The following is a 25,958-nucleotide window of genomic DNA, read 5'->3' as shown; positions in this document are numbered from 1 at the left end:
TCCTCTTTCCCTCTTTTCAGGAGCCCCGCATGCCGTACCTCCAACTGGACGTCAACGACCACTACCCGAGCGAGCTCAAGCAGCGCCTGGCCGAGCGCATGAGCCGCACCTACGCCGAGATGATGTCGGTGGACATCCGCCGCATCAGCGTGGCGGTGCGCGAACTCGGCGAGGGCGGGCTCTGGCGCATTCCCGACCCGGAGGGCCCGCCGGTGCCGGTGTCGCTGATGATGCTGGACATCCGCCACGGCCGGCCGCCCGAGCTGCGCATGGCGCTCGCCAAGGCGCTGTGCGCCCACTGCATCGAGCTGCTGGGCCTGCGAGAGGACCGGCTCAATGTCGAGTTCACGCAGCACACGGGCGACGAGATGTACCACCCCACGCTCGGCGGCTACAGCCCGGACTGGACGCCCGGGGAGTCCTGACGCGTGCCGCTCCGGCGGCGCCCGACCCCTGACCGCGAGCGGTCACGGTGCCTTGCGCATAATTGACGCAAGCTATGACCCTCACCGAACTCAAATACATCGTTGCCGTGGCCAGGGAGCGCCACTTCGGCAAGGCGGCCGAAGCCTGCTACGTGTCCCAGCCCACGCTCTCGGTGGCCATCAAGAAGCTCGAGGACGAACTCGAAGTCAAGCTCTTCGAGCGCAGCGCCGGCGAAGTCACGGTCACGCCGCTCGGCGAGCAGATCGTGCAGCAGGCCCAGAGCGTGCTCGACCAGGCGGCCAGCATCAAGGAGATCGCCAAGCGCGGCAAGGATCCGCTGGCCGGGCCGCTGAACCTCGGCGTGATCTACACCATCGGGCCCTACCTGCTGCCCGACCTCGTGCGCCAGGTGATCTCGCGCACGCCGCAGATGCCGCTGGTGCTGCAGGAGAACTTCACCGTCAAGCTGCTCGAGATGCTGCGCGCCGGCGAGATCGACTGCGCGATCATGGCCGAGCCCTTTCCCGACACCGGCCTCGCGATGGCGCCGCTGTACGACGAGCCCTTCGTGGCGGCGCTGCCGGTCAAGCACAAGTTCGCCGACCGCGAATCGATCACCTCGGAAGAGCTGCAGAGCGAGACCATGCTGCTGCTGGGCACGGGCCACTGCTTTCGCGACCACGTGCTCGAGGTCTGCCCCGAGTTCGCGCGCTTCTCGAGCAATGCCGAGGGCATCCGCAAGAGCTTCGAGGGCTCCTCGCTCGAGACCATCAAGCACATGGTGGCCTCGGGCATGGGCGTGACGCTGGTGCCGCGGCTGTCGGTGCCGGCCGAGGCGCTCAAGCCCAGGGGCAAGGGCCGCAAGGAGTCCGAACAGATGGTGCGCTACCTGCCGGTGCGCGATGCGCAGGACCGCGATCCGCCCACGCGCCGCGTGGTGCTCGCATGGCGGCGCACCTTCACGCGCTACGAGGCGATCGCGGCGCTGCGCAACGCGATCTACGCCTGCGAGTTGCCGGGCGTGAAGCGGCTGTCCTGAGCCAGGGCAGGCGAATTCGCGACCTCGGCCTACGCCGCCGCAAGCCTGGAATATCGAACGCTGCGATAGAGTGACGCTGTTGCGAAGCCGCGCGCCGGCTTCGAGAATTCCGGTGTCACACCCAACTTGAAGAAAGACCTTTTGCCATGGCCAAAGCTCCCAAGAAAACCAAGCCCTCTCCCGCTTCCTCCGCCGGCAAGGTGCCCAAGAAGGGCGGCGCGGTGGTCGCGCAGGAGTCCGGCAGCCGCAATGCGCCGATCATCAACATCGGCATCGAGCGCCAGGACCGCGCGGCCATCGCCGAAGGCCTGAGCCGCGTGCTCGCCGACACCTACACGCTCTACCTCACCACCCACAACTTCCACTGGAACGTGACGGGTCCGCACTTCAACTCGCTGCACGCGATGTTCATGGCGCAATACACCGAGCTGTGGAACTCGACCGACGTGATCGCCGAGCGCATCCGCGCGCTGGGCCATTACGCGCCGGGTTCGTACGCCGAGTTCAGCAAGATCGCCACCGTGCCCGACGTGCCGCAGGACCCGCCCAAGGCGATGGAGATGGTGCGCATCCTCGTGAAGGGCCACGAGACCGTGTCGCGCATCGCGCGCGAATTCATCCCCGTGGCCGAGGAAGCCGGCGACGATCCGACGGCCGACATGCTGACCGCGCGCTGCACGGTGCACGACCAGACCGCCTGGATGCTGCGTTCGCTGCTCGAGGATTGACCACCCATCCCGCCCCCCACGGCCTCACGCCCGCGCCACGCCGCGGGCGTTTTGCCGTGTACCTCGACCTGATCCGCTGGAACCGTCCCGCGGGCTGGCTGCTGCTGCTGTGGCCCAGCCTCGGCGCGCTCTGGTTCGCGGCCGACGGCTGGCCGGGCTGGCACCTGATCGCGGTGTTCGTGCTCGGCACGATCCTGATGCGCAGCGCGGGCTGCTGCGTCAACGACGTGGCCGACCGCGACTTCGACCGCCACGTGAAGCGCACCGCGCAGCGGCCCGTGACCAGCGGCGAGATCTCGGTGCGCGAGGCGCTGCTGTTCGGCGCGGTGCTCGCGCTGGTGGCCTTCGGCCTGGTGCTCACGACCAACCGGGTCACGGTGTACTGGTCGTTCGCCGCGCTCGCGGTCACGCTGGTCTATCCCTATGCCAAGCGCTTCGTCTCGATCCCGCAGGCGGTGCTCGGCATCGCGTTCAGCTTCGGCATTCCGATGGCCTTCGCGGCCGTGCAGGCGACCGTGCCGGCCTTCGCGTGGTGGCTGCTGGCGGGCAACCTGTTCTGGGTGCTGGCCTACGACACCGAGTACGCGATGGTCGACCGCGACGACGACCTCAAGATCGGCATGAAGACCTCGGCCATCACCTTCGGCCGCTACGACGTGGCGGCGGTGATGGCGAGCTATGCGGTCTTTCTCGCCGTGTGGACCTGGGCCGGCGCGAGCCGCGGGCTCGGCGCCGTGTTCTACCTCGCGATCGCGATCGCCGCGGGGCAGGCGGCCTGGCACTGGCGGCTGATCCGCGAGCGCACGCGCGAAGGCTGCTTCCAGGCCTTCCGGCTCAACCACTGGCTGGGCTTCGCGGTCTTCGCCGGCGTGGTGGCCGGCTACGGCCTGCGCTGATCCACGGCCGGCAACGGAAACGAGACCGCATGCAGCCCACGCCCGACGCCGAGGCCACGCTGGCGCAGCTGCGCGGCCGGATCGGCCAGGAGGCCCATTCGGAATGGCACCGCATCACCCAGGACATGGTGGCGCGCTATGCCGAGCTCTCGGGCGACGGCGAGGGCGAATGGATCCATCTCGATCCGGAGCGCGCCGCGCGCGAGGCCGGCTACGGCGGCGCCATCGTGCAGGGCTTCTTCCAGGTCTCGCACCTGATCAAGCTCAGCGGCGAGGCGATGCGCAGCCTGCTGCCCTTCGACACCAACCATGCGCTGAACTACGGCTTCGACCGCCTGCGCTTCGTGCGGCCGATGCCGGTGGGCGCGCGCTTCCGGGCGCGCGTGCGCATCGCGGAGGTCACGCCCAAACCCGGCGACAGCTTCCTGCTGAAGGAAGCGCTGCAGCTCGAACTGGAGGACGGCACCGTGACGCTGGCGGCCGACTGGCTGTTCTTCCTCGGCCCGCGCGCGCTGGCGGGCACCTTCGACGCGCCGCCGGCCTGAGGGCCCTCAACCGCGGCCGAATTCCTCGCCGAGCTCGGCCGCGCGCTTCTGCGCCGCGCGGATCGCGGTCTTGAACTGTCCCTTGACGTCGGCCTGCTGCAGCGCGCTGATCGCCGCGTGGGTGGTGCCGCCCTTGGAGGTCACGCGCTCGCGCAGCACCGCGGGCGGCTCGTGCGCGCTGTCGGCCAGCGCCGAGGCGCCGGTGAAGGTGCCGATCGCCAGGCGCTGCGCCTGGTCGGGCGTGAGGCCCATCTCGATGCCGGCCTCGGTCATGGCCTCGATGAAATAGAACACGTAGGCCGGGCCCGAGCCCGACATCGCGGTCACCGCGTCGAGCGCGGGTTCTTCGTCGACCCAGATCAGCTCGCCGGTGGGCGTCAGCAGCTGGCCGACCAGCGCGCGGTCGGCGCCGTCGGCACCGGCGCGCGCGAACAGGCCCGTCATGCCCTGGCCGACCAGCGCCGGCGTGTTCGGCATGGCGCGCACCACGCGCTCGGTGCCCAGCCAGCGGGCGATGCTGTCGGACGGGATGCCCGCGGCCACGCTCAGGTGCAGCGCGTTCCCGGCGAAAGCGCGCACCGGGCGCGTGGCCTCGGCGAAGGTCTGGGGCTTGACCGCCCAGACCACCACCGCGCAGCGCGACAGCGCCGCGCCGGCCTCCGGCTGGGCCGCGATGCCGAAGGTGTTGGCCAGCCTGGCGCGGGCCTCCTCGAAGGGCTCGACCACCTCGAAGGAGGTGGCGGGCGTGCCTTGCTGGATCAGCCCGCCGATGATGGCGCTGGCCATGTTGCCGCCGCCGATGAAGGCGATGGGCGGCAGCGGCGCGGGGGCGTTGCGGGGCAGGAAGGTGGCGGCGATGGTCATGGTCGGTCGAGGAATTCGAAGGCGGCGAACTGCGTGATCTGCAGCGGGTTGAAATTGTCGTCGCTGACGATCATCAGCGTCCGCCCGCCACCGGGCAGCGGCGGGCCCCAGCACATGCCCTCGCTGTTGTCGAGGCGCGAGAGGCCGTTGCCGGCCCCGAGCCGGGAGAAATCGGCGACCAGGGTCTTGGCGACCGGGCGGTGGTTGCCCGGCGCCAGCGCCTCCAGGCCCAGCACGTCGCTGCCGCCGCGGGTGTCTATTTCATAGAGACGCAGCGAATTCCCGGTGCCGGCGGCGTAGGCGCGCTCGAGCACCAGCATGCGGTGCGCGTCGATCATCAGCACCTCGCTCACGCCGTTGTCGGCATAGGTGCCCGGCAGCAGCGGGCGCAGGGGGATGGCGTCGGGCACATAGGCGATCTGGCCGGTCGCCCGGCCGCTGGCCAGGTCGATGCGCGTGAAGCGGCAGGGGCCGCCGGCGGCGTCGACCGTGGGCACGGGGCCGTCCTGGATCAGCGCGTTCTCCATCGCCAGCCAGGCCGTGCGGCCATCGGGCGTCAGCGCGAGGCCCTCGAAGGCGAGGTTGTCGCGCGCGCCGCGGCGCTGGGCCGGGTCGGGCTGGAACAGGGCGGGCAGCGCGAATTCGCGCAGGAAACGCCCATCGCGCGCCGATTCGTAGAGCGCGGGGCCGAAGCCGCGCGCGAGGTCGCCCTCGCTGCTCCACAGCAGGGTGCCGGTGTCGGGGCGCAGGCGCAGCGATTCGGGGTCGGGCACCGGCAGGCCGGCGATGGCCTGGCGGCGCGAAGGCCAGGGGCCGCCGCCCGGGCGTTGCAGTTCGACGACACCGGTGGCTTCGGGCGCGGCGCTCCAGGGCGCGGGCCAGCGCGCCCTATAGAAGCGCACGGGCGCCAGGTCCGACCGGTCGTCGCTCAGGAGCAGGTACTCACCTGCGCGGGCGTCGAAGTCGATGCCCGACAGTCCGCCCGCCGGCGTGCCGCCGATGGAGAGCCGGTGCGGCCAGCGGGCTTCCGCGAGGCGGCGCAGCCGGACGGGCGCCGGGGCATCGGGCGCGGCCGCCGGGGCGCCGCAGCCGGCGACGCCCAGCGCCAGGGCGCCAGCGGCCCCCGCGAGGCCGCCCAGCACGAGACGGCGGGTGGTCGAGAACGAGGGGGTGGGGGCAGGAGGGCGCACGGGGCCAGAGTCTAGTGTCTTGGCGGGCTGCGCAAAGAAGGCAGTTGACATCGAAGCAGGCGGGTGCCACAATCGCGGGCTTCGCTTCAAAAAGGCGAAGATTTCAGCCCAAACGGGAAGCGCTTCGAGTGGTTCGAGGCGCGGACGGCGGGCCCAAGACTGACCGATGCGAGACACGCGAATCCCTCCGGGCCGCGCATTGGTACAAGTTGGGAATATCAAGAAATGATCCAAACTGAATCCCGGCTCGAAGTGGCCGACAACACAGGCGCGAAGTCCGTCCTGTGTATCAAGGTGCTCGGTGGCTCCAAGCGGCGTTATGCCAGCGTGGGCGACGTCATCAAGGTCAGCATCAAGGAAGCCGCTCCGCGTGGTCGCGTCAAGAAGGGCGAGATCTACAGCGCAGTGGTCGTGCGCACCGCCAAGGGCATCCGTCGCAGCGACGGCTCGCTCGTCAAGTTCGACGGCAATGCCGCCGTGCTGCTCAACGCCAAGCTGGAGCCGATCGGCACCCGCATCTTCGGACCGGTGACGCGCGAACTGCGCACCGAAAAGTTCATGAAGATCGTGTCGCTGGCACCCGAAGTTCTCTAAGGACAACAACGCCATGAACAAGATTCGCAAAGGCGACCAGGTCATCGTGTTGGCCGGCCGCGACAAGGGCAAGCGCGGCGTCGTGACGCTGCGCAAGGACGACTCGCACGTGCTCGTCGAAGGCATCAACCTCGTCAAGAAGCACACCAAGCCGAACCCGCTCAAGGGCACGACCGGTGGCATCGTCGAGAAGGCCATGCCGATTCACCAATCCAACGTGGCGATCTTCAATGCCGCGACCGGCAAGGCCGATCGCGTGGGCATCAAGGTGAGCCAGGATGCCGAAGGCAAGCGCGTCGCAGTGCGTGTCTTCAAGTCCAGCGGCGAAGAAATCAAGATCGCCTAAGAGGTACTCAGATGGCACGTCTCCAACAACACTATCGCGAAAAGATCGCCAAGGACCTGACCGAGAAGTTCGGTTATGTCTCGCCGATGCAGGTCCCGCGCCTCACCAAGATCACGCTCAACATGGGCGTGGGTGAAGCTGTCGCCGACAAGAAGGTCCTCGACAACGCCGTCGCCGACCTGACCAAGATCGCCGGCCAGAAGCCCGTGGTCACCAAGTCGAAGAAGGCCATCGCCGGTTTCAAGATCCGCGAAAACCAACCCATCGGCTGCATGGTCACGCTGCGCGGCGTCCAGATGTACGAATTCCTGGACCGCTTCGTGACGGTGGCTCTGCCCCGCGTTCGCGACTTCCGCGGTATCTCGGGTCGTGCCTTCGACGGTCGCGGCAACTACAACATCGGTGTGAAAGAGCAGATCATTTTCCCCGAGATCGAGTACGACAAGGTCGACGCCCTGCGTGGTCTGAACATCAGCATCACGACGACGGCCAAGACCGATGAAGAAGCCAAGGCGCTGCTCGCCGGCTTCCGTTTCCCGTTCAAGAACTGAGGTGATTCGTGGCTAAAGCATCTTTGATCCAGCGCGAACTCAAGCGCGACAAGCTGGTTGCCAAGTTCGCCGCCAAGCACGCCGAACTGAAGGCCGCCTCGAACGACCTCAAGAAGACCGAAGAAGAGCGCGCAGCCGCCCGCCTGGCACTGCAAAAGCTCCCGCGCAACGCGAACCCCACGCGTCAACGCAACCGTTGCGAAATCACCGGTCGTCCGCGCGGCACCTTCCGTCAATTCGGTCTGGCCCGCGCCAAGATCCGCGAACTGGCCTTCAACGGTGACATCCCCGGTGTCATCAAGGCCAGCTGGTAAGCCAGGCAGGAGCAAACAACATGAGCATGAGTGATCCCATTGCCGACCTGCTGACGCGTATCCGCAACGCGCAGATGGTGGCGAAGCCCACTGTGTCGGTCCCGTCTTCCAAGGTGAAGATCGCGATCGCGCAGGTCCTGAAGGACGAGGGCTACATCGACGGCTTCCAGGTCAAGACCGAAGCCGGCAAGAGCGAACTCGAAATTTCGCTGAAGTACTACGCTGGTCGCCCGGTCATCGAGCGCATCGAGCGCGTGAGCCGCCCCGGCCTGCGCGTCTACAAGTCCAGCACTGCCATTCCGCAAGTCCAGAACGGCCTCGGCGTTGCGATCGTCACGACCCCCCAGGGCGTGATGACCGACCGCAAGGCACGCGCCTCCGGTGTCGGTGGCGAAGTGCTGTGCTACGTCGCCTGACCGAGACATCGAGGAGAACACTGAAATGTCCCGAGTAGGAAAATCGCCGGTCGCCATCCCCCAAGGCGTGGATGTGTCGATCAAGGAAGACCAGATCAGCGTCAAGGGCACGGGCGGTTCGCTCAGCCTCGCGCGCAACGCACTGGTCAACGTCGTCAGCAAGGACGGCAAGCTGAGCTTCGAGCCGGCCAACGATTCGCGTGAAGCCAACGCGATGAGCGGCACGATTCGTCAGCTCGTGAACAACATGGTGGTCGGCGTGACCAAGGGCTTCGAGAAGAAGCTCAACCTGGTTGGCGTGGGCTACAAGGCCGCCGCCCAAGGTTCCAAGTTGAACCTGCAAGTCGGTTACTCGCACCCGGTCAACATCGACATGCCGCAAGGCATCACGGTGGCCACCGCGACCCCGACCGAAATCGTGATCAAGGGTGCCGACCGCCAGCGCGTCGGCCAAGTGGCCGCCGAGATCCGTGCCGTTCGTCCGCCCGAGCCCTACAAGGGCAAGGGTATCCGTTATGCGGACGAGAAGATCGTGATCAAAGAGACCAAGAAGAAGTAAGGGGCAGCAAAATGATGTTGACCAAAAAAGCACAGCGTCTCCGCCGTTCGCGCCAGACCCGCATCCGCATCGCGACGCAGGGTGTGGCTCGCCTCACGGTGAACCGTACCAACCTGCACATCTACGCGACCGTCATCTCCGGCGACGGCTCGAAGGTGCTGGCCACGGCCTCCACCGCCGAAGCCGAAGTGCGCACCGCGCTCGGCGGCTCGGGCAAGGGTGGCAACACCGCTGCAGCCACCGCCATCGGCAAGCGCATCGCCGAAAAGGCGAAGGCCGCCGGCGTCGAGAAGGTTGCCTTCGACCGCGCAGGTTTTGCGTACCACGGCCGCGTCAAGGCGCTGGCCGATGCCGCCCGCGAAGCCGGCCTGCAGTTCTAACCGGACACGAGATTCAAAATGGCAAAGATTCAGGCAAGAACGCAGAACGAAGGCCCCGAGGACGGTCTGCGCGAGAAGATGATCGCGATCAACCGCGTCACCAAGGTGGTGAAGGGCGGTCGTATCCTCGGTTTCGCAGCACTCACCGTGGTCGGTGACGGCGATGGCCGCGTCGGCATGGGCAAGGGCAAGTCGAAGGAAGTGCCCGCTGCCGTGCAGAAGGCGATGGAAGAAGCCCGTCGCAATCTGTTCAAGGCTCCGATCAAGAACGGCACGCTGCACCACCAGGTGCAAGGCCACCACGGCGCCTCCACGGTCGTGATGTACCCGGCCCCCAAGGGTACCGGCATCATCGCCGGCGGCCCGATGCGCGCAGTGTTCGAAGTCTTGGGCATCACCGACATCGTGGCCAAGAGCCATGGTTCGTCGAATCCCTACAACATGGTTCGCGCCACGCTCGACGGGTTGAAGAATTCGACGACCGCGTCCGCAGTGGCTGCCAAGCGCGGCCTGACCGTCGAAGAAATCTTCGCCTGAGCGCGAGCTCTTGCAAGGCTGAAGGAAGCATTCAAATGACGACGCAACAACAAACCCTGAAGGTGCAATTGGTCAAGAGCCCGATCGGCACCAAGGAATCGCACCGTGCCACCGTTCGTGGCCTGGGCCTGCGCAAGCTCAACAGCGTGAGCGAACTGCAGGACACCCCCGCGGTGCGCGGCATGATCAACAAGATCAGTTATCTGGTCAAAGTTCTGTAAGAGAGACTGATATGGAACTCAATGGCATCAAGCCGGCGGATGGCGCCAAGCACGCCAAGCGCCGCGTTGGCCGCGGTATCGGCTCCGGCATCGGCAAGACCGCGGGTCGCGGTCACAAGGGCCAGAAGTCGCGCGCAGGCGGTTTCCACAAGGTCGGCTTCGAAGGCGGTCAAATGCCGCTGCAGCGTCGCCTGCCGAAGCGTGGCTTCAAGTCGCAGACGCTCAAGTTCAACGCCGAAGTCACGCTGGCTGCTCTCGAGCAGCTCGGCCTGGCCGAAGTCGATGTGCTCGCCCTGAAGCAAGCCGGCCTCGTGGGCCAGCTCGCCAAGGTGGTGAAGATCATCAAGACCGGCGAACTCACCAAGGCCGTCAAGCTGACGGGCGTCGGTGCCACCGCTGGTGCCAAGGCCGCGATCGAAGCGGCCGGCGGCAGCGTCGCCTGATCGACAGACCTTCGGACTGAAAGAAGCTCCTCGTGGCAACTAACGCGGCAACGATCGCAAAGACGGGCAAGTTCGGTGACCTGCGTCGCCGGCTGGTCTTCTTGCTGCTCGCGCTCGTGGTCTACCGGATCGGCGCGCACATTCCCGTGCCCGGCATCAACCCCGACCAGCTCGCGGCGTTGTTCCAGGGGCAGCAGGGCGGCATCCTGAGCCTGTTCAACATGTTCTCGGGTGGCGCGCTGTCGCGTTTCACGGTGTTTGCGCTGGGGATCATGCCGTACATCTCGGCGTCGATCATCATGCAGCTGATGACCTACGTGCTTCCGAGCTTCGAGCAATTGAAGAAGGAAGGCGAGGCCGGTCGCCGCAAGATCACGCAGTACACCCGTTACGGTGCACTGGGTCTGGCGCTGTTCCAGTCGTTCAGCATCGCAGTGGCGCTCGAGTCGTCGGCTGGCCTGGTGATCTCGCCCGGCTTCGGCTTCCGGATCACCGCCATGGTGAGCCTGACGGCAGGTTCGATGTTCCTGATGTGGCTCGGCGAGCAGATCACCGAACGCGGCCTGGGCAACGGCATCTCGATCCTGATCTTCGCGGGTATCGCCGCCGGTCTGCCGAACGCCATCGGCGGTCTGCTGGAGCTGGTTCGTACCGGCGCCATGAACGTGATCATCGCGCTGTTCATCGTCGCGGTGGTGGTGCTGGTCACCTACTTCGTGGTGTTCGTCGAACGCGGCCAACGCAAGATCCTCGTGAACTATGCGCGGCGCCAGGTCGGCAACAAGGTGTATGGCGGTCAGTCGTCGCACCTGCCGCTGAAGCTGAACATGGCCGGTGTGATTCCGCCGATCTTCGCGTCCTCGATCATTCTGCTGCCGGCAACGGTGGTGGGCTGGTTCAGCACCGGCGAAGGCGGGTTCCGCTGGATCAAGGATGTGGCCAGCGCGCTGCGCCCGGGCGAGCCGATCTACGTGCTGCTGTATGCCGCCGCGATCGTGTTCTTCTGCTTCTTCTATACGGCCCTCGTGTTCAACAGCCGCGAGACCGCCGACAACCTGAAGAAGAGCGGTGCGTTCATTCCGGGCATCCGTCCGGGGGACCAGACGGCGCGCTACATCGACAAGATTCTGGTTCGCCTGACGTTGGCCGGCGCGGTGTACATCACCTTCGTCTGCCTGCTGCCCGAGTTCCTGATCCTGAAATACAACGTTCCGTTCTATTTCGGCGGTACCTCCCTGTTGATCATCGTGGTCGTCACGATGGACTTCATGGCCCAGGTCCAAAACTACATGATGTCCCAGCAGTACGAGTCGCTGCTGAAGAAGGCCAATTTCAAGACTTCGTAAGGCACAGGGCACTGGCCCGCCGGGTTGAACAGAGTTTTAGGAGAATGAAATGAGAGTTTCGGCTTCGGTCAAAACCATCTGCCGTAATTGCAAGATCATCCGCCGCAAGGGTGTGGTGCGCGTGATCTGTACCGACCCGCGCCACAAGCAGCGCCAGGGTTGATCAAAGAGTATTAGAGGACGCACATGGCACGTATTGCTGGCATCAACATTCCGCCGCACAAGCACGCTGAGATCGGCCTGACCGCCATCTTCGGTATCGGTCGCACCCGCGCCCGTCAAATCTGCGAAGCGAGCGGCATCGAATATTCGAAGAAGATCAAGGATCTGACGGACGCCGATCTCGAAAAGATCCGCGACCAGATCGCCTTGTTCACGATCGAAGGCGACCTGCGCCGCGAGACGACGATGAACATCAAGCGCTTGATGGACATCGGCTGCTACCGCGGCTTCCGTCATCGTCGCGGCCTGCCGATGCGCGGCCAGCGCACGCGCACCAATGCCCGCACCCGCAAGGGTCCGCGCAAGGCTGCGCAGTCCCTGAAGAAGTAAGGATTGAAACAGCATGGCTAAAGCTCCTGCCAACAACGCCGCACAGCGCGTTCGCAAGAAGGTTCGCAAGAACGTTGCGGACGGCATCGCTCACGTGCACGCCTCGTTCAACAACACCATCATCACGATCACCGATCGCCAGGGCAACGCCCTGTCGTGGGCTTCGTCGGGTGGCCAGGGCTTCAAGGGCTCGCGCAAGTCGACCCCGTTCGCCGCGCAGGTCGCTTCCGAAGTGGCCGGCCGTGCTGCTGTCGAACAAGGCATCAAGAACCTCGACGTCGAGATCAAGGGCCCCGGCCCCGGTCGCGAATCGTCGGTGCGCGCACTGGCTGCGCTCGGCATCCGGATCAATTCCATTGCCGACGTGACGCCCGTTCCGCACAACGGCTGCCGTCCCCAGAAGCGTCGTCGCATCTGAGCGTCAGCCCCCTCAGGCGCAGCCGTTTCAAAGCGGCTGCGCATTTGTTTTTTAACTAAGCCCACCGCCATCGGCACTCTGTTGTCGATGGCTCCCGCAGGCGACTGCGGCAGCAAACAAAGGAAAAGACGTGGCACGCTACCTCGGCCCCAAGGCCAAACTTTCCCGCCGCGAAGGCACCGACCTGTTCCTGAAGAGCGCCCGCCGCTCGATCCAGGACAAGGCCAAGTTCGACTCCAAGCCCGGCCAGCACGGCCGTACCTCGGGTCAGCGCACCTCGGACTACGGTCTGCAGCTGCGTGAGAAGCAGAAGGTCAAGCGCATGTACGGCGTGCTCGAGAAGCAGTTCCGCCGCTACTTCGAAGAAGCCGATCGCCGCCGTGGCAACACCGGCGCCAACCTGCTGTTCCTGCTCGAGTCGCGCCTGGACAACGTCGTCTACCGCATGGGCTTCGGCTCGACCCGCGCCGAAGCGCGCCAGCTCGTGTCGCACAAGGCCATCACGGTGAACGGCCAGTCGGTCAACATCCCGTCGTACCTGGTGAAGACCGGCGACGTGATCGCCGTGCGCGAGAAGTCGAAGAAGCAGAACCGCGTCGTCGAAGCACTGCAACTCGCCCAGCAAGTCGGTATCCCCGGCTGGGTCGACGTCAACGCCGACAAGGCCGAAGGCACCTTCAAGAAGGTCCCGGACCGCGACGAGTTCGCTGCGGACATCAACGAATCGCTGATCGTCGAACTGTATTCGCGTTGATTTCCACTCCCGCACCGCGCAAGCGGCGGCGGGAGTCCTGTTTTTGTTGTTCACGTTCCTGGTTCGTGCCGCACTCGCGCTGCGGGCCAGGCGCTTCACCAGCCTTACCGGTGTAACGAGCCGGGGGTATTGAGAGGAAGTCTGCATGCAAACCACCCTGCTGAAACCCAAGACCATCCAGGTCGAGCAACTCGCGGCCAACAAGGCCAAGGTGACGCTCGAGCCTTTCGAGCGCGGCTACGGCCACACGCTCGGCAACGCGCTGCGTCGCGTGCTGCTGTCGTCCATGGTCGGTTATTCGGCCACCGAAGTCACGATCGCCGGCGTTCTGCACGAGTACTCGTCGATCGATGGCGTGCAGGAAGACGTCGTCAACATCCTGCTGAACCTCAAGGGCGTGGTGTTCAAGCTCCACAACCGCGATGAAGTCACGCTGAGCCTGCGCAAGGACGGCGAAGGCCCAGTCCTGGCCTCGGACATCCAGACCCCGCACGACGTCGAGATCATCAATCCCGACCACGTGATCGCTCACCTGTCGCAAGGCGGCAAGCTCGACATGCAGATCAAGGTCGAGAAGGGCCGCGGCTACGTGCCCGGCACGATGCGCCGCTATGCCGACGAGCCGACCAAGTCGATCGGCCGCATCGTTCTCGATGCTTCGTTCTCGCCCGTGAAGCGCGTGAGCTACACCGTCGAAAGCGCCCGCGTCGAGCAGCGCACCGACCTCGACAAGCTGCTGGTCGAAATCGAGACCAACGGCGCGATCACCGCCGAAGACGCCGTGCGCGCCTCGGCCAAGATCCTGGTCGAGCAGCTCGCCGTGTTCGCGCAGCTCGAAGGCGGCGAACTGGCCGCGTTCGATGCACCGGCACCGCGCAGCGCACAGCAGTTCGACCCGATCCTGCTGCGCCCGGTCGACGAGCTCGAGCTCACCGTGCGTTCGGCCAACTGCCTGAAGGCCGAAAACATCTACTACATCGGCGACCTGATCCAGCGTACCGAGAACGAGCTGCTCAAGACCCCGAACCTGGGTCGCAAGTCGCTCAACGAAATCAAGGAAGTGCTCGCCTCGCGCGGCCTGACCCTGGGTATGAAGCTCGAAAGCTGGCCGCCGGCCGGCCTCGACAAGCGTTGATTTTTTAACGGCCCTCTGAAAAGGGCCAGTGCACCGGGCAGTACCTGACACGGCTGCCCGTTCTTCAAAAAGCAAAGGAAAGCACCATGCGTCACGGACACGGACTCCGCAAACTCAACCGCACCAGCTCGCACCGCCTCGCGATGCTGCAGAACATGATGAACTCGCTCATCGAGCACGAAGTCATCAAGACCACGGTCCCCAAGGCCAAGGAACTGCGCCGCGTCATCGAGCCGATGATCACGCTCGCCAAGAAGCCCACCGTCGCCAACAAGCGCCTGGCCTTCGACCGCCTGCGCAGCCGCGACTCCGTCGTGAAGCTGTTCGGCGAACTGGGCCCGCGCTTCGCCGCGCGTCCCGGTGGCTACACCCGCATCCTGAAGATGGGTTTCCGCGTGGGCGACAACGCGCCGATGGCGCTGGTCGAACTCGTCGATCGCCCTGAAGTGAGCGAAGTTTCTGCGGCCGACCAGAACGCCGCCGAATAAGTGCTATAATTTATCTCTTGCCGCGCGATGGAGCAGCCTGGTAGCTCGTTGGGCTCATAACCCAAAGGTCGCAAGTTCAAATCTTGCTCGCGCAACCAAATTGATAAGGGTCTTTCGGAAACGAAAGACCCTTTTCTTTGCCCGCTGCGGATTCGCAAGCGCGTTGCAACAATGCGAAGCGCGCACCCAAAAGAAAAGCCCTCGCGAGAGGGCTTTGTCGTTGCTGGAGGCAGTGCCTCGTCCTTCAGTCCGGCACGACCGCCGTGACCTCGATCTCGATCTTCGCGCGCGGCTCCACCAGCGCCGCGACCTGCACGCAGGTCATGGCCGGGAAGTTGCGGCCCATCGCATCGCGATACACCGGGCCGAGCTCGGCGAGCCGGCGGCTGTACTCGTCGCGGTCGACCACGTACCAGGTCATGCGCACCATGTGCTCGGGACCGGCACCGGCCTCGCGCAGCACCTCGACGATGTTGCGCAGCGCCAGGCCGCACTGGTCGATGAAGTCGTCCGACTCGAACTGCTGCTGGGCATTCCAGCCGATCTGTCCGCCGACGAACACCATGGTGCCGCGCGCCGCGACGCCATTCGCATAGCCCTTGGGGGGCAACCAGCCCGGAGGCTGCAAGAGTTTGATCATGATGTGGTGGACCTGTTGTCTTCGGTTTGTCTCAGTTTGAAGCGTTGCAGCTTGCCGGTTTCGGTGCGTGGCAGCACGGACACGAACTCGATCTCGCGCGGGTACTTGAACGGCGCGATCGTGGCCTTCACGTGGTCCTGCAGCGCCTTCACGAGGCCGGCATCGCCGGTCTGTCCGGGCTTCAGCACGCAGAAGGCCTTGACGATCATGCCGCGGTCGGCATCGGGCTTGCCGATCACGCCGCACTCGGCCACGGCCGGATGCTTGAGCAGCGCGTCCTCGACCTCGGGGCCGCCGACGTTGTAGCCGGCGGTGATGATCATGTCGTCGGCGCGCGCCTGATAGAAGAAATAGCCGTCCTCGTCCTGGACGAAGGAATCGCCCGGATAGTTCCAGCCGTTCTTCACGTAGTCGGCCTGCCGCACGTCGTCGAGGTAGCGGCAGCCCACCGGCCCTTGCAGCGCCAGCTTGCCGACCGTGCCGCGCGGCACCTCGTTGCCCTCGGCATCGACCACCTTGGCGATGAAGCCCGGCACGGCCTTGCCGACGGCGCCGCGGCGCACCTCGTCGCCCGCGGCCGAGATGTAGATGTGGAACACCTCGGTGCCGCCGATGCCGTCGAGCATCTCGAGGCCGGTGGCCTCCTTCCAGAGCTGGCGCGTGGCATCGGGCAGGGCCTCGCCCGCGCTCACGCTGATGCGCAGCGTGGGCGCGCCGTGCTGCTTCACGAACGGCGCCATCTGGCGGTAGAAGGTCGGGGCGGTGTAGCAGATGGTCGCGCCGACCTCGTTGATCAGCTTCACCAGGCCTTCGGGCGTGAAGGGCGCGTCGGGGAAGTAGATCGAGGCGCCCGCGTACATCGGGAACACCAGCAGCCCGCCGAGCCCGAAGGTGAAGGCCAGCGGCGGCGAGCCCACCACCACGTCGTCGGGCCGCGCTTGCAGCACGTGGCGCGGCCAGGTCTCGCACATCGCGAGCACGTCGCGGTGCGTGGTCACGGGCGCCTTCGGCTTGCCGGTGGTGCCCGAGGTGAAGGCCAGCAACGCGATGTCGTCGGCCGCCGTGGGGCAGGCCTCGAAGATGCCGCTCCTGGCGGCCGCGCGTGCCGACAGCGAATCGGGCGCGTCGGGCTGGTTGAAGGCGATGATGTCGGCGAGCACCGGGTGCGCCTGCTGCGCGGCCACCAGCTCGTCGAGCAGCCGGCCGTCGCACAGCGCGGCCACCGGCTGCGACTTCTCGACGATGTCGCCGAGCTCCTTGGCGCGCAGCAGCGGCATGGTCGCGACGGCGATCAGTCCGGCCTTCACCACCGCGAGCCAGGCCAGCGCCATCGCCACCGAGTTGCCGCCGCGCAGCAGCACGCGGTTGCCGGGCACCAGGCCCAGGTCCTCGGTCAGCACCTGCGCGATGCGGTTGACCTGGATGGCGGCCTGCGAATAGCTGAGCGTGCCTTGCGGCGAGCGCAGCAGCGGCCGGTCGCCGAAGCCCTTGGCGGGGGCCTTGTCGAGCAGCTCCTCGACCAGGTTGAGCTGGTCGGGCAGTTGCAGTTCGGGCCGGTCGTAGCGGAAGACCGGCAGCTGCGCCGCCGGCGGCAGCCGGTCGTGCACGAAGCGGTCGACTTGGGCGGATGGAGCGGTCACGGTGTTCATCCCCGCAGTACGGATTTGCCGATGATCAGTTGCTGCACTTCCGTCGCGCCCTCGTAGATGCGCAGCGAACGGATGTCGCGGTAAAGGGCCTCGATCTTGGTGCCGACCTTGACGCCGAGGCCGCCATGCATCTGCAGCGCCATGTCGATGACGCGGCTGGCGTTCTCGGTCGCGGCCATCTTGGCCATCGCGGCCGCGGCCGACACGTCGCCCACCGGCGCGCCGCCGCGCTGCTCGGCCTCGTCGCGCATCCAGGCCGCGCGGTAGGTCAGCAGCGCCGCGCCGTCGATCAGCGCCGCCATCTCGCCGAGCTTGGCCTGCGTGAGCTGGAAGTCGGCCAGCGTCTGGCCGAACATGCGGCGGCTCTTCGCATGCGAGATCGCCTCGGCCAGCGCGCGCCGGCCCATGCCGAGCGCGGCACCGGCCACCGAGGCGCGGAAGATGTCGAGCGTGCGCATCGCGAGCTTGAAGCCGCCGTTCAGTTCGCCGAGTTGGGCGCCGCGCGGCACCACGCAGTCGTCGAAACGCAGGGTGGCCAGCGGGTGCGGTGCCATCACGTCGATGTGCTCGGAGGTGTCGAGGCCGGGCGTGGTCGCATCGACGATGAACACCGTGATGCCGCGCGTGCCGCCCGCGGGATCGGTCTTGGCGAACACGCAGTAAAAGTCGGCGATGCCGCCGTTGCTGATCCAGGTCTTGCTGCCACTGAGGCGCCAGCCGTCGGCGGTGGGTTCGGCGCGCATGGCCATGGCGGCCACGTCGGAGCCGGCCTCGGGCTCGCTCAGCGCGAAGGCCGCGATCTTCTCGCCCTTGCCGACCGCGCCGAGGTAGCGCGACTGCTGCTCGGGCGTGCCCGCGAGCGTGATCGCGCCGCTGCCCAGGCCCTGCATCGCGAACGCGAAGTCGGCCAGCGGCGAGTGGTAGCCGAGGGTTTCGCGCAGCAGCACCAGCGCGCGCGAATCGAGGCGCTCGAGCGCGCCGCCGGCGCTGCCGGGCACCGCGTAGCGCAGCCAGCCGCCGTTGCCGAGGCGGCGCACCCATTCGCGGCAGGCCGCGCGGTCGTCGCGCTCGTCGACCTCCTGCGCGGCGCACCAGGGCAGCAGGTCGCTCGCGAGGGCGCGGTGCGCCTCGTCGAAGAAGGGCAGCGCCAGGTGCGCGGTGGAAGGAGGAGCCGGGATCTTCGCCATGGCCTCAGTCCCCGCCGAACACCGGCTTGCGCTTGGCCGCGAAGGCCTCGTAGGCGCGGCGGAAGTCCTCGGTCTGCATGCAGATCGCCTGCGCCTGCGCCTCGGCCTCGATCGCCTGGTCGATGGTCATCGACCATTCCTGGGCCAGCATGGTCTTGGTCATGCCGTGCGCGAAGCTCGGGCCCTCGGCCAGCTCGCGCGCCATCTTGGTCGCGGCTTCGAGCAGCGCGTCGCTTTCGTGCAGCGCGTTGAAGAAGCCCCAGGCATGGCCTTCCTGCGCGGTCATCGCGCGGCCCGTGAACAGCAGCTCGGAAGCGCGGCCCTGGCCGATCACGCGCGGCAGCAGCGCGCAGGCACCCATGTCCGCGCCGGCCAGGCCGACGCGCGTGAACAGGAAGGCGGTGCGCGTGGCGGGCGAGCCGTAGCGCAGGTCGCAGGCCAGCGCGATCATCGCGCCGGCGCCGGCGCACACGCCGTCGATCGCGCCGACGATCGGCTGCGGGCAGGCGCGGATCGCCTTCACCAGGTCGCCCGTCATGCGCGTGAACTCGAGCAGCTCGGGCATGCGCATGCCGGTCAGCGGGCCGATGATCTCGTGCACGTCGCCGCCCGAGCAGAAGTTGCCGCCCGCGCCCGTGACCACGATCACCTTCACGTCGCTCGCGTAGTTGAGCGCGCGGAACAGGTCGCGCAGCTCGGCGTACGAGTCGAAGGTCAGCGGGTTCTTGCGCTCGGGGCGGTTCAGCGTGATGGTGCCCACGCCGTTGTCGTAGTGCCAGGCGAAGTGCTTCGCGGCATAGGCCGCCTTCGCTTCGAATTGCGCGTGCATGGGATTGCCCGCACCGATGTAATGCTTCATTCGGCCTCCGCCAGTGTCTGGCTCTGTGAGTGTTGCTTGACCTTGCCGAGCAGCTTGTGCAGCTGCGCGATCTCCTTGCCCGTGAGGCCCGCGAAGGCCCCGACGATCCAGTCCTCGTGCTGCTGCGCCATCTCGTGGAACAGCTTGCGGCCGCGCGGCGTGAGCCGCACGCGCCAGGCGCGGCGATCGCCCTCGACGTCGACGCGCTCGACCAGGCCCTCGGTCACGAGCTGGTCGGTGATGCCGGTCACGTTGCCGCCGGTCACCATCATCCGGCGCGACAGCTCGTTCATCTTCAGCCCCTCGGGCGAGCGCTCGAGCTGCGACATCAGGTCGAAGCGCGGCAGCGTGGTGGTGAACTGCGCGCGCAGCCCGTTGCGCACTTCCTTCTCGATCAGCTGCGTGCAGGTCAGCAGGCGCAGCCACAGCCGCAGCGCTTCGGGATGCTCGGCGTGGGCGCGGGCTTCGAGGTCCATGGGGTGCCGCCGGTGATCAGTGCGTTTCTTCGCTCTGCGCCGCGGCCATCGCCGCGGTGGCTGCTGCCGCCATCTGCTGCTGCTTGGCGATCTCGCGGTACATCTGGTCGCGCCCGCTCAGGTACTGCTTCGGCCATTCGACGGCGCGGCTCTGCAGCTTGGCGGCCTCGTGCAGCGTCCAGGCCGGGTCGGCCAGGTGCGGCCGCGCGATCGCGCAGAGGTCGGCGCGGCCGGCCGCGATGATGCTGTTGGCCTGGTCGGCCTCGGTGATCGCGCCCACGGCGATGGTCGAGATGCCGACCTCGTTGCGGATGCGGTCGGCGAACGGCGTCTGGTACATGCGGCCGTAGACCGGCTTGGCGGCGCGCGTGGTCTGGCCCGAGGAGACGTCGATGAAGTCGGCGCCCGCGTCCTTGAAGAAGCGCGCGATCGCCACCGCGTCGGCATCGGTGTTGCCGCCCGGCGCCCAGTCGTGGGCCGAGATGCGCACGCTCATCGGCTTGTCCGCCGGCCAGGCGGCGCGCATCGCGCGGAACACCTCGAGCGGATAGCGGCAGCGGTTCTCGAGGCTGCCGCCGTACGCGTCCTCGCGCAGGTTGGTCAGCGGGCTGATGAAGGCCGACAGCAGGTAGCCGTGCGCGCAGTGCAGCTCGAGCCAGTCGAAGCCGGCCTCGGCCGTGCGGCGCGTCGATGCCACGAACTGATCGCGCAGCGTGTCCATCTCGGCGCGCGTGATCGCGGCCGGCAGCTGGTTCTGCTCGCCGTAGGGCAGCGCGCTGGCGGCCAGCAGCGGCCAGTTGCCGCTGGGCAGCGGCTCGTCGGTGCCTTCCCAGCCCACCTGCGTCGAGCCCTTGGGACCGCTGTGACCGAGCTGCATCGCGATCTTCGCGCTCGACTGCGTGTGCACGAAGTCGACGATGCGCTTGAACGCGGCCTGCTGCTCGTCGTTGTAGAGGCCGGTGCAGCCGGGCGTGATGCGGCCTTCGGGCGTGGGGCTGGTCATCTCGACGAACACCATCGCCGCGCCGCCGAGCGCGCGTGCGCCCAGGTGCACCAGCAGGAAGTCCTGCGGCACGCCGTCGACCGCGCTGTAGGTCGCCATCGGCGACACCAGGATGCGGTTCTTGAGCTCGAGGCCGCGCACCTTGAGCGGCATCAGCATAGGCGCGACGGCCTTGCCGCCGGCCAGCCACTGCTCGTAGCCGCCGAGCCACTTCGTGTCGCGCAGCCGCAGGTTCTCGTGGCTGATGCGCTGCGAGCGCGTGAGCAGCGAATAGGCGAACTGCTCGATCTCCATGCCGGTGTAGCGCGGCACGTTCTCGAACCATTCGGTGGAGTTGCGCGCGGCGTTCTGGATCTTGAGCACCTCGACGCTGCGGCGCGCCTCGTACTGCGCGAGCACCTGGTCGGTGCTGCCGCCGGCCGCGAATTCGTTGGCCAGGTCGATCGCGTCTTCGAGCGCGAGCTTGGTGCCCGAGCCGATCGAGAAGTGCGCTGTGTGCGCGGCGTCGCCCATCAGCACCACGGGCACCGAGCGGCCGCCGACGTCGACGCGGTGCGTCCAGTGCTCGCACACCACGCGCGGGAAGCGGATCCAGTTGGCCGAGCCGCGCAGGTGCGTGGCGTTGCTGATCAGCGTGTGGCCGCCGAGGTACTTCGCGAACAGCTTCTCGCAGAAGGCGATCGCCTCGGGCTGCTCCATCCTGTCGAGGCCGTGGGCCTGCCACACGGCCTCGGGCGTCTCGACGATGAAGGTCGAGGTGTCCTTGTCGAACTGGTAGGCGTGGGCCTGGAACCAGCCGTGCTCGGTCTGTTCGAAGGCGAAGGTGAAGGCGTCGAAGGTCTGGTGCGTGCCGAGCCAGACGAAGCGGCACTGGCGCAGGTCGATGTCGGGCTGGAACACGTCGGCATAGCGCTGGCGGATGCGGCTGTTGAGGCCGTCGCTCGCGATCACCAGGTCGGCCTCGTACTTCGCGGCCAGTGCCTGGTCGTCGGTCACGTCGGTCTCGAACACCAGTTCCACGCCGAGCGCGAGGCAGCGTTCCTGCAGGATGTTGAGCAGCCGCTTGCGGCCGATGCCGCAGAAGCCGTGGCCGCCCGAGCGCACCTGGCGGCCCTTGAAGAAGACCTGGATGTCGTCCCAGTGGTGGAAGTCGTCGCCGATTAGCGCGGCGGACTCGGCGTCGGCCGCGCGCAGGTTCGCGAGCGTCTGGTCGCTGAGCACCACGCCCCAGCCGAAGGTGTCGAAGGGCCGGTTGCGCTCCACCACCGTGATCTGGAGGGCCGGGTTGCGCGCCTTCATCAGCAGCGCGAAGTACAGGCCGGCGGGCCCGCCGCCGATGCACAGGATGCGTTGGAGGTCCATGGACGGGGCGTGGGCGATGCTGTTCATGGTTGAATAGTTTAGACATAAACAATCTGGTGTCAAACGGATTTTCCCGAAGCACATCGGGCCCGCCGGTGCTGGCGCCGGCCGGCGTCCCCGCGATGCGATCCGGGCCGCCCGATGCAACCGCATGCAAGAAGCTCGAAAAATCAATACCATGCGGCCCATGCAAAGCTTGATACCCAAGATCGAGTCGCAGCTGGCTTCGCTTCCCGTGCCCGTGGCACTGCAATTGCCCGATGGGCGACGGGTGGCGGCAGCCGGTTCGCGTGTCACGCTGGCTTTCTCGGAATGGTCCGCCCTGGCCAAGCTCGCAGGCCGACAGGTGGGTGCGATCGGCGAGGCCTACGTCGAGGGCAAGGTGCAGATCGAGGGCGCGATGCGCGACCTGATCGACGCCACCGTCGGGCTGCTGCCCGGCAACCCGGCCGAGACCGACACCGGATGGTGGAGCCGCCTGCAGCACCTGGCCAAGTCGCGCGGCTCGCACTCGCTGCGCAAGGACGCCGCCCAGATCGAGTTCCACTACGACGTCTCCGACGACTTCTACGCGCTGTGGCTCGACCCGCGTCGGGTCTACTCGTGCGCCTACTATGCGACGCCCGACCTCACGCTGGCGCAGGCGCAGGAAGCCAAGCTCGACCACATCTGCCGCAAGCTGATGCTCAAGCCCGGCGAGCGCTACCTCGACGTCGGCTCGGGCTGGGGCGGCCTGCTGCTGTGGGCCGCCGAGCACTACGGCGTCGACGCCACCGGCATCACGCTGTCGCGCAACCAGCATGCGCACGTGCAGCGCCTGATCGAGGAGAAGGGCCTCACGGGCCGCGTGCGCGTCGAGCTGCGCGACTACCGCGAGCTGTCGGCCGAGCGGCCGTTCGACAAGATCTCCTCGGTGGGCATGTTCGAGCACGTGGGCGCGGCCAACATGCCGACCTACTTCGCCAAGATCCATTCATTGCTGGCACCCGGCGGCCTGCTGATGAACCACGGCATCACCTCGGGCCAGCTCAACTACCGCCAACTCGGCAACGGCATGGGCGACTTCATCGAGAAGTACATCTTCCCGGGCGGCGAGCTGCTGCACGTCACGCACGTGCTGCGCGAGACCGCGGCGGCCGGCCTGGAGATCGTCGACGTCGAGAGCCTGCGGCCGCACTACGCGCGCACGCTGTGGGCCTGGTCCGACGCGCTCGAGGCACAGCTCGAGACCGCGCGCACCGTGCTGCGCAACGGCGGCAGCGAGCGCCAGCACGCCAACGCCGAGCGCATCCTGCGCGCCTACCGGCTCTACCTCGCGGGCTCGGCCATGAGCTTCGAGCAGGGCTGGATCGGCCTGTACCAGATGGTCTCGACCAAGCCCGACGGCAAGGTCGATCACGGCACTTTGCGCGGTGCGCAATCGGTGTACCCTTTCACGCGTGATCATCTCTACAAGTGAAAGGGACACCCCCATGCTCTATCGTTTCCAGTCCAGGGCCTCGTCGGATTTCGTGATGCTCGAGACGCACGCGCGCCAGTTGTTCGACATCGTCGGCAAGTCGCCTTCGGCGCAAGGAATCATCACGGTCGAGCAGATTCCCGGGGCGATCTCGGCCATCGAGGCCGCGCTCGCGCGCGAGAAAAGCAACACCCACAACCATGACGAATTCGCGGTCGAGGACCACACCCACGACGCCGAAAAACAGCATGTGGCGCTGCACCAGCGCGCCACGCCGCTGCTGCACATGCTCAAGGAATCGCTGGCCGAAAACAAGGACGTGACCTGGACCACCTGAGTCCGGGTCGGACAACCGGCCGCGCGGCGGCCGGTGTCCGGCGCCAGTCCGCGACGGACGGGCGCTGAATCTTCACTCGGGCGGACTGCCTTCAGTCCACCTTCGCGCCCGACTCCTTCACCACCTTCGCCCACTTCACGTGCTCGCTCGCGATGAGCTTCGTGAAGTCGGCTGGCGTGTTGCCGCTCGGGATCGCGCCCTGCGCCAGCATCTTCTCCTTGATCGCCGCCGTGCCGAGCGACTTGGCGACTTCCTGCTGGATGCGGTTGACGATCTCGGGCGAGGTGCCCGCCGGCGCCAGCAGCCCGAACCACGAGCTGGCCTCGAAGCCCTTGAGCGTCGGGCCGCCGGCCTCTTCCACCGTCGGCACGTCGGGCAGCGCGGGCGAGCGCTGCGCGCTGGTCACGGCCAGCGCCGTGAGCTTGCCGGCCTTGATCTGCGCCATCGACGAGGGCAGGTTGTCGAACATCACGTCGGCGTTGCCGGCCACCATGTCGAGCAGGGCCGGGCCCGAACCCTTGTAGGGGATGTGGGCCATGAAGGTGCCCGTCATGCTCTTGAACAGCTCGCCCGCGAGATGGATCGAGGTGCCGCTGCCGCTCGAGGCCATGTTGAACTTGCCGGGGTTGGCCTTGCTGTACTTGATGAAGTCCTGCACGTTGTGGATGCCGAGCGTCTTGGCCTTCTCGGCGTTCATCTCCATCACGTTCGGCACCGCGGCCACCATGGTGATCGGCGCGAAGTCCTTGATCGGATCGAAGGGCAGCTTCGGATAGAGCGCGCGGTTGATGCCGTGCGTGCCCACCGTGCCCATCAGCAGCGTGTAGCCGTCGTTCGGCGCGCGCGCCACGATCTCCGCGCCCAGGTTGCCGCCCGCGCCCGCGCGGTTGTCGACGATGAACTGCTGGCCGAAGGCCTTGGAGAGCTCGGGCGCGATCGCGCGCGCGAGGATGTCGGTGGTGCCGCCCGCGGCGAAGGGCACGACGATGCGCACCGGCTTGGTGGGCCAGGCGCCTTGTGCCCACGAGGGTGCGGCGAGCAGTGTCGCGGCGGCGGCGACCGAGGCGGCGAGCAGCGCGCGCCGGGACGGAAAGTGAAGGTGAGAAGAAGTCATGCGCGCCTTTGTACAGGCGCGTGCCGCGGCCGTCGCGGGTGAAAACCCCGGGCGTGGCTCATTGGATCACCTTCGCGCTTCGCACCGCGGTGCGAGCTTGCCTGGGGCGGCCCGGCGCTGCGCTCAGCCCACCTGCATGCGCTGCGCGAACCGCTCCTCGCGGAAGCGCTCGAGCACGAAGTCGACGAAGGCCCGCGTCTTCGGCGGCAGCAGCTTCTTGCTCGGGTAGTAGAGCCAGACCGCGCCCGCGTCGTGGTGCCACTCGGGCAGCAGCCGCAGCAGGCTGCCGTCGCGCAGTCCCTGTTCCACGAAGGGCATCGGCAGCATCGCCACGCCCAGCCCCATCAGCGCGGCCTGCGCGATGGCCTCGGGGTCGTTGAAGATCGCGCGCGGGCGCGGCAGCTCGACCGTGACCTCCGCCTCCTTCGCCGCGCCGCGCGCATGCCGCAAGGTCCAGCTGCGCAGCCGGCCCGTGGGCGAGGAGCGGCGCACCAGCGCGTCGAGCGCCGCCAGCTCCAACGGATGGCGCGGCATCCGCCGCTGCGCCATGTAGGCCGGCGCTGCCACCGCCACCACGTGGATGCGCGCCAGCTCGCGCGCCACCAGCCCGGCCGACAGCTCGAAGCCGCCGCCGATGGCCGCGTCGAAGCCCTCGCCGACGAGGTCGGCCTGCAGGTTGTCGAAATGCCAGTCCGGCACGATCGCCGGGTAGCGCGCGAGGAAGTCGCCCATCATCGGCAGCACGTGCGTGCGGCCGAAGGCCTGGCCCATGCTGACCTTGAGCGTGCCCGAGGGCTGGCCGTCGTCCTTGTCGATGCCGGCCACCGCCTCCTGCAGGGTGGCGAGCGCGCCGCCGATCTGCGCCAGGAAGCGCTCGCCGCCCTCGGTCAGCGTGAGCCGGCGCGTGCTGCGCTGGAACAGCCGCACGCCGAGCCGCGCCTCCAGCCGCGCCACGTTCTTGCTGACCGCGGCCGGCGTGAGCCCGAGGCGGCGCGCGGCGGCCGAGAAGCTGCCGCCCTCTGCGCTTTGCACGAAGGAAGCGAGATGGTTGAGCGGTTCCATCGCGCCATTTTCAACCAATGGTTGAATTTGATGGGACCGATTGATGGCTACCGCAAACGCAATCGAAG

Annotated in this window: 34 protein-coding genes and 1 tRNA gene; 25 read left to right on the top strand and 10 right to left on the bottom strand. The window is 67.1% G+C overall.

Going from position 1 to position 25,958, the window contains the following annotated elements; all coding sequences use genetic code 11:
* Positions 1–29 precede the first annotated feature (29 nt).
* The 5 genes from BM109_RS30015 to BM109_RS29995 all read left to right on the top strand — a co-directional run bounded on the left by BM109_RS30015 (position 30) and on the right by BM109_RS29995 (position 3,634).
* Positions 30–425, top strand: coding sequence for a tautomerase family protein (locus BM109_RS30015; protein WP_093351154.1), 396 nt, complete (start codon positions 30–32; stop codon positions 423–425).
* Between the two features lie 74 nt (positions 426–499).
* A complete protein-coding gene (locus tag BM109_RS30010) occupies positions 500–1,465 on the top strand; it encodes a LysR substrate-binding domain-containing protein (protein WP_057593137.1) in 966 nt (321 codons plus the stop codon).
* 146 nt (positions 1,466–1,611) lie between these two features.
* The gene (locus BM109_RS30005; RefSeq protein WP_057593138.1) at positions 1,612–2,193 is read left to right on the top strand and encodes a Dps family protein; all 582 of its coding nucleotides are present in this window, start codon (positions 1,612–1,614) and stop codon (positions 2,191–2,193) included.
* Positions 2,190–3,089 (top strand): 4-hydroxybenzoate octaprenyltransferase, encoded by a 900-nt coding sequence (gene ubiA, locus BM109_RS30000; protein ID WP_093351153.1) that lies wholly within the window; start codon positions 2,190–2,192, stop codon positions 3,087–3,089. Before BM109_RS30005 ends, ubiA begins: the two co-directional genes overlap by 4 nt.
* 29 nt (positions 3,090–3,118) lie before the next feature.
* Positions 3,119–3,634, top strand: a complete 516-nt coding sequence (locus BM109_RS29995) for a MaoC/PaaZ C-terminal domain-containing protein (protein ID WP_093351150.1) — start codon at positions 3,119–3,121, stop codon at positions 3,632–3,634.
* A 6-nt stretch (positions 3,635–3,640) separates the two neighbouring features.
* Here BM109_RS29995 and proC read toward each other — a convergent pair whose 3' ends face one another.
* Together proC and BM109_RS29985 are read right to left on the bottom strand one after the other, a co-directional pair.
* Positions 3,641–4,498: a pyrroline-5-carboxylate reductase gene (proC, locus tag BM109_RS29990; RefSeq protein WP_093351146.1), complete on the bottom strand. Its 858-nt coding sequence runs from the start codon at positions 4,496–4,498 to the stop codon at positions 3,641–3,643.
* Complete coding sequence (locus BM109_RS29985; RefSeq protein WP_256222867.1) at positions 4,495–5,688, bottom strand: esterase-like activity of phytase family protein; 1,194 nt, start codon at positions 5,686–5,688, stop codon at positions 4,495–4,497. Before BM109_RS29985 ends, proC begins: the two co-directional genes overlap by 4 nt.
* 225 nt (positions 5,689–5,913) lie before the next feature.
* Here BM109_RS29985 and rplN point away from each other — a divergent pair, with 225 nt between their 5' ends.
* The 18 genes from rplN to BM109_RS29895 all read left to right on the top strand — a co-directional run bounded on the left by rplN (position 5,914) and on the right by BM109_RS29895 (position 14,840).
* Positions 5,914–6,282 carry a 50S ribosomal protein L14 gene (gene rplN / locus BM109_RS29980; RefSeq protein WP_093351140.1) on the top strand — a complete coding sequence of 123 codons (369 nt, stop codon included), beginning with the start codon at positions 5,914–5,916 and terminating at the stop codon, positions 6,280–6,282.
* A gap of 13 nt (positions 6,283–6,295) precedes the next feature.
* Positions 6,296–6,628, top strand: coding sequence for a 50S ribosomal protein L24 (gene rplX / locus BM109_RS29975; RefSeq protein ID WP_057593144.1), 333 nt, complete (start codon positions 6,296–6,298; stop codon positions 6,626–6,628).
* Between the two features lie 11 nt (positions 6,629–6,639).
* Positions 6,640–7,179 carry a 50S ribosomal protein L5 gene (gene rplE / locus BM109_RS29970; RefSeq protein ID WP_093351137.1) on the top strand — a complete coding sequence of 180 codons (540 nt, stop codon included), beginning with the start codon at positions 6,640–6,642 and terminating at the stop codon, positions 7,177–7,179.
* Between the two features lie 8 nt (positions 7,180–7,187).
* Positions 7,188–7,493 (top strand): 30S ribosomal protein S14, encoded by a 306-nt coding sequence (gene rpsN / locus BM109_RS29965; protein WP_057593146.1) that lies wholly within the window; start codon positions 7,188–7,190, stop codon positions 7,491–7,493.
* Between the two features lie 20 nt (positions 7,494–7,513).
* Positions 7,514–7,909: a 30S ribosomal protein S8 gene (gene rpsH, locus BM109_RS29960; protein WP_093351135.1), complete on the top strand. Its 396-nt coding sequence runs from the start codon at positions 7,514–7,516 to the stop codon at positions 7,907–7,909.
* 25 nt (positions 7,910–7,934) lie between these two features.
* Positions 7,935–8,468 carry a 50S ribosomal protein L6 gene (gene rplF, locus BM109_RS29955; protein ID WP_093351132.1) on the top strand — a complete coding sequence of 178 codons (534 nt, stop codon included), beginning with the start codon at positions 7,935–7,937 and terminating at the stop codon, positions 8,466–8,468.
* 14 nt (positions 8,469–8,482) lie between these two features.
* On the top strand, positions 8,483–8,848 hold the full coding sequence (gene rplR, locus BM109_RS29950) for a 50S ribosomal protein L18 (RefSeq protein WP_057593190.1): 366 nt from the start codon (positions 8,483–8,485) through the stop codon (positions 8,846–8,848).
* 18 nt (positions 8,849–8,866) lie between these two features.
* Positions 8,867–9,385, top strand: a complete 519-nt coding sequence (gene rpsE / locus BM109_RS29945) for a 30S ribosomal protein S5 (protein ID WP_093351130.1) — start codon at positions 8,867–8,869, stop codon at positions 9,383–9,385.
* 35 nt (positions 9,386–9,420) lie between these two features.
* Positions 9,421–9,606, top strand: a complete 186-nt coding sequence (gene rpmD, locus BM109_RS29940; protein WP_009124818.1) for a 50S ribosomal protein L30 — start codon at positions 9,421–9,423, stop codon at positions 9,604–9,606.
* 11 nt (positions 9,607–9,617) lie between these two features.
* Positions 9,618–10,049, top strand: a complete 432-nt coding sequence (gene rplO / locus BM109_RS29935; protein ID WP_093351127.1) for a 50S ribosomal protein L15 — start codon at positions 9,618–9,620, stop codon at positions 10,047–10,049.
* Positions 10,050–10,081: 32 nt separating this feature from the next.
* Complete coding sequence (gene secY / locus BM109_RS29930) at positions 10,082–11,395, top strand: preprotein translocase subunit SecY (protein WP_057593152.1); 1,314 nt, start codon at positions 10,082–10,084, stop codon at positions 11,393–11,395.
* Between the two features lie 49 nt (positions 11,396–11,444).
* On the top strand, positions 11,445–11,558 hold the full coding sequence (gene rpmJ, locus BM109_RS29925) for a 50S ribosomal protein L36 (protein WP_038201958.1): 114 nt from the start codon (positions 11,445–11,447) through the stop codon (positions 11,556–11,558).
* Between the two features lie 23 nt (positions 11,559–11,581).
* Positions 11,582–11,947 carry a 30S ribosomal protein S13 gene (rpsM, locus tag BM109_RS29920; RefSeq protein WP_013544105.1) on the top strand — a complete coding sequence of 122 codons (366 nt, stop codon included), beginning with the start codon at positions 11,582–11,584 and terminating at the stop codon, positions 11,945–11,947.
* A 13-nt stretch (positions 11,948–11,960) separates the two neighbouring features.
* Positions 11,961–12,365, top strand: a complete 405-nt coding sequence (gene rpsK, locus BM109_RS29915) for a 30S ribosomal protein S11 (protein WP_009124825.1) — start codon at positions 11,961–11,963, stop codon at positions 12,363–12,365.
* A 130-nt stretch (positions 12,366–12,495) separates the two neighbouring features.
* Positions 12,496–13,119 (top strand): 30S ribosomal protein S4, encoded by a 624-nt coding sequence (gene rpsD, locus BM109_RS29910; RefSeq protein ID WP_057593153.1) that lies wholly within the window; start codon positions 12,496–12,498, stop codon positions 13,117–13,119.
* 145 nt (positions 13,120–13,264) lie between these two features.
* Positions 13,265–14,254, top strand: a complete 990-nt coding sequence (rpoA, locus tag BM109_RS29905; protein ID WP_009124827.1) for a DNA-directed RNA polymerase subunit alpha — start codon at positions 13,265–13,267, stop codon at positions 14,252–14,254.
* 86 nt (positions 14,255–14,340) lie between these two features.
* Positions 14,341–14,742, top strand: a complete 402-nt coding sequence (gene rplQ, locus BM109_RS29900; RefSeq protein ID WP_093351125.1) for a 50S ribosomal protein L17 — start codon at positions 14,341–14,343, stop codon at positions 14,740–14,742.
* Between the two features lie 21 nt (positions 14,743–14,763).
* Positions 14,764–14,840, top strand: a tRNA-Met gene (locus tag BM109_RS29895).
* A gap of 146 nt (positions 14,841–14,986) precedes the next feature.
* Here BM109_RS29895 and BM109_RS29890 read toward each other — a convergent pair.
* The 6 genes from BM109_RS29890 to BM109_RS29865 are packed head-to-tail and all read right to left on the bottom strand — an operon-like array spanning position 14,987 to position 21,918.
* Complete coding sequence (locus BM109_RS29890; protein ID WP_093351655.1) at positions 14,987–15,385, bottom strand: RidA family protein; 399 nt, start codon at positions 15,383–15,385, stop codon at positions 14,987–14,989.
* Positions 15,379–17,031: an AMP-binding protein gene (locus BM109_RS29885; RefSeq protein ID WP_093351122.1), complete on the bottom strand. Its 1,653-nt coding sequence runs from the start codon at positions 17,029–17,031 to the stop codon at positions 15,379–15,381. The genes BM109_RS29890 and BM109_RS29885 overlap by 7 nt, the downstream gene beginning before the upstream one ends.
* Entirely contained in the window at positions 17,028–18,218 is a 1,191-nt protein-coding gene (locus BM109_RS29880; protein ID WP_093351119.1) for an acyl-CoA dehydrogenase family protein, read from the bottom strand. Before BM109_RS29880 ends, BM109_RS29885 begins: the two co-directional genes overlap by 4 nt.
* Before the next feature lie 4 nt (positions 18,219–18,222).
* Positions 18,223–19,077, bottom strand: coding sequence for an enoyl-CoA hydratase family protein (locus BM109_RS29875; protein WP_057593158.1), 855 nt, complete (start codon positions 19,075–19,077; stop codon positions 18,223–18,225).
* Positions 19,074–19,553, bottom strand: coding sequence for a MarR family winged helix-turn-helix transcriptional regulator (locus tag BM109_RS29870; protein WP_093351117.1), 480 nt, complete (start codon positions 19,551–19,553; stop codon positions 19,074–19,076). Before BM109_RS29870 ends, BM109_RS29875 begins: the two co-directional genes overlap by 4 nt.
* A 16-nt stretch (positions 19,554–19,569) precedes the next feature.
* Positions 19,570–21,918, bottom strand: a complete 2,349-nt coding sequence (locus BM109_RS29865; RefSeq protein ID WP_256222865.1) for a bifunctional salicylyl-CoA 5-hydroxylase/oxidoreductase — start codon at positions 21,916–21,918, stop codon at positions 19,570–19,572.
* Between the two features lie 187 nt (positions 21,919–22,105).
* Here BM109_RS29865 and BM109_RS29860 point away from each other — a divergent pair, with 187 nt between their 5' ends.
* A complete protein-coding gene (locus tag BM109_RS29860) occupies positions 22,106–23,377 on the top strand; it encodes an SAM-dependent methyltransferase (RefSeq protein WP_093351112.1) in 1,272 nt (423 codons plus the stop codon).
* A gap of 13 nt (positions 23,378–23,390) precedes the next feature.
* Positions 23,391–23,714, top strand: coding sequence for a DUF1840 domain-containing protein (locus BM109_RS29855; RefSeq protein ID WP_057593162.1), 324 nt, complete (start codon positions 23,391–23,393; stop codon positions 23,712–23,714).
* Positions 23,715–23,805: 91 nt separating this feature from the next.
* On the opposite strand, the gene BM109_RS29850 is transcribed toward BM109_RS29855, so the two are convergent.
* Together BM109_RS29850 and BM109_RS29845 are read right to left on the bottom strand one after the other, a co-directional pair.
* Complete coding sequence (locus tag BM109_RS29850) at positions 23,806–24,828, bottom strand: Bug family tripartite tricarboxylate transporter substrate binding protein (protein WP_093351109.1); 1,023 nt, start codon at positions 24,826–24,828, stop codon at positions 23,806–23,808.
* Between the two features lie 123 nt (positions 24,829–24,951).
* The gene (locus tag BM109_RS29845; RefSeq protein ID WP_093351107.1) at positions 24,952–25,890 is read right to left on the bottom strand and encodes a LysR family transcriptional regulator; all 939 of its coding nucleotides are present in this window, start codon (positions 25,888–25,890) and stop codon (positions 24,952–24,954) included.
* Between the last annotated feature and the right edge of the window lie 68 nt (positions 25,891–25,958).

Source organism: Variovorax sp. PDC80 (assembly GCF_900115375.1).
In the GTDB taxonomy this organism is placed as follows: Bacteria; Pseudomonadota; Gammaproteobacteria; order Burkholderiales; family Burkholderiaceae_C; genus Variovorax.
This window is presented reverse-complemented; position numbering and strand designations above follow the sequence as displayed.

Excerpts from the sequence above, each read along its gene's own strand:
- BM109_RS30015 (WP_093351154.1), top strand. The coding sequence starts at position 30 with ATGCCGTACCTCCAACTGGACGTCAACGACCACTACCCGAGCGAGCTC.
- BM109_RS30010 (WP_057593137.1), top strand. The coding sequence starts at position 500 with ATGACCCTCACCGAACTCAAATACATCGTTGCCGTGGCCAGGGAGCGC.
- BM109_RS30005 (WP_057593138.1), top strand. The coding sequence starts at position 1,612 with ATGGCCAAAGCTCCCAAGAAAACCAAGCCCTCTCCCGCTTCCTCCGCC.
- BM109_RS29995 (WP_093351150.1), top strand. The coding sequence starts at position 3,119 with ATGCAGCCCACGCCCGACGCCGAGGCCACGCTGGCGCAGCTGCGCGGC.
- proC (WP_093351146.1), bottom strand. The coding sequence starts at position 4,498 with ATGACCATCGCCGCCACCTTCCTGCCCCGCAACGCCCCCGCGCCGCTG.
- rplN (WP_093351140.1), top strand. The coding sequence starts at position 5,914 with ATGATCCAAACTGAATCCCGGCTCGAAGTGGCCGACAACACAGGCGCG.
- rplX (WP_057593144.1), top strand. The coding sequence starts at position 6,296 with ATGAACAAGATTCGCAAAGGCGACCAGGTCATCGTGTTGGCCGGCCGC.
- rplE (WP_093351137.1), top strand. The coding sequence starts at position 6,640 with ATGGCACGTCTCCAACAACACTATCGCGAAAAGATCGCCAAGGACCTG.
- rpsH (WP_093351135.1), top strand. The coding sequence starts at position 7,514 with ATGAGCATGAGTGATCCCATTGCCGACCTGCTGACGCGTATCCGCAAC.
- rplF (WP_093351132.1), top strand. The coding sequence starts at position 7,935 with ATGTCCCGAGTAGGAAAATCGCCGGTCGCCATCCCCCAAGGCGTGGAT.
- rplR (WP_057593190.1), top strand. The coding sequence starts at position 8,483 with ATGTTGACCAAAAAAGCACAGCGTCTCCGCCGTTCGCGCCAGACCCGC.
- rpsE (WP_093351130.1), top strand. The coding sequence starts at position 8,867 with ATGGCAAAGATTCAGGCAAGAACGCAGAACGAAGGCCCCGAGGACGGT.
- rpmD (WP_009124818.1), top strand. The coding sequence starts at position 9,421 with ATGACGACGCAACAACAAACCCTGAAGGTGCAATTGGTCAAGAGCCCG.
- rplO (WP_093351127.1), top strand. The coding sequence starts at position 9,618 with ATGGAACTCAATGGCATCAAGCCGGCGGATGGCGCCAAGCACGCCAAG.
- rpmJ (WP_038201958.1), top strand. The coding sequence starts at position 11,445 with ATGAGAGTTTCGGCTTCGGTCAAAACCATCTGCCGTAATTGCAAGATC.
- rpsM (WP_013544105.1), top strand. The coding sequence starts at position 11,582 with ATGGCACGTATTGCTGGCATCAACATTCCGCCGCACAAGCACGCTGAG.
- rpsK (WP_009124825.1), top strand. The coding sequence starts at position 11,961 with ATGGCTAAAGCTCCTGCCAACAACGCCGCACAGCGCGTTCGCAAGAAG.
- rpoA (WP_009124827.1), top strand. The coding sequence starts at position 13,265 with ATGCAAACCACCCTGCTGAAACCCAAGACCATCCAGGTCGAGCAACTC.
- rplQ (WP_093351125.1), top strand. The coding sequence starts at position 14,341 with ATGCGTCACGGACACGGACTCCGCAAACTCAACCGCACCAGCTCGCAC.
- BM109_RS29885 (WP_093351122.1), bottom strand. The coding sequence starts at position 17,031 with ATGAACACCGTGACCGCTCCATCCGCCCAAGTCGACCGCTTCGTGCAC.
- BM109_RS29880 (WP_093351119.1), bottom strand. The coding sequence starts at position 18,218 with ATGGCGAAGATCCCGGCTCCTCCTTCCACCGCGCACCTGGCGCTGCCC.
- BM109_RS29875 (WP_057593158.1), bottom strand. The coding sequence starts at position 19,077 with ATGAAGCATTACATCGGTGCGGGCAATCCCATGCACGCGCAATTCGAA.
- BM109_RS29870 (WP_093351117.1), bottom strand. The coding sequence starts at position 19,553 with ATGGACCTCGAAGCCCGCGCCCACGCCGAGCATCCCGAAGCGCTGCGG.
- BM109_RS29865 (WP_256222865.1), bottom strand. The coding sequence starts at position 21,918 with ATGGACCTCCAACGCATCCTGTGCATCGGCGGCGGGCCCGCCGGCCTG.
- BM109_RS29860 (WP_093351112.1), top strand. The coding sequence starts at position 22,106 with ATGCAAAGCTTGATACCCAAGATCGAGTCGCAGCTGGCTTCGCTTCCC.
- BM109_RS29855 (WP_057593162.1), top strand. The coding sequence starts at position 23,391 with ATGCTCTATCGTTTCCAGTCCAGGGCCTCGTCGGATTTCGTGATGCTC.
- BM109_RS29850 (WP_093351109.1), bottom strand. The coding sequence starts at position 24,828 with ATGACTTCTTCTCACCTTCACTTTCCGTCCCGGCGCGCGCTGCTCGCC.
- BM109_RS29845 (WP_093351107.1), bottom strand. The coding sequence starts at position 25,890 with ATGGAACCGCTCAACCATCTCGCTTCCTTCGTGCAAAGCGCAGAGGGC.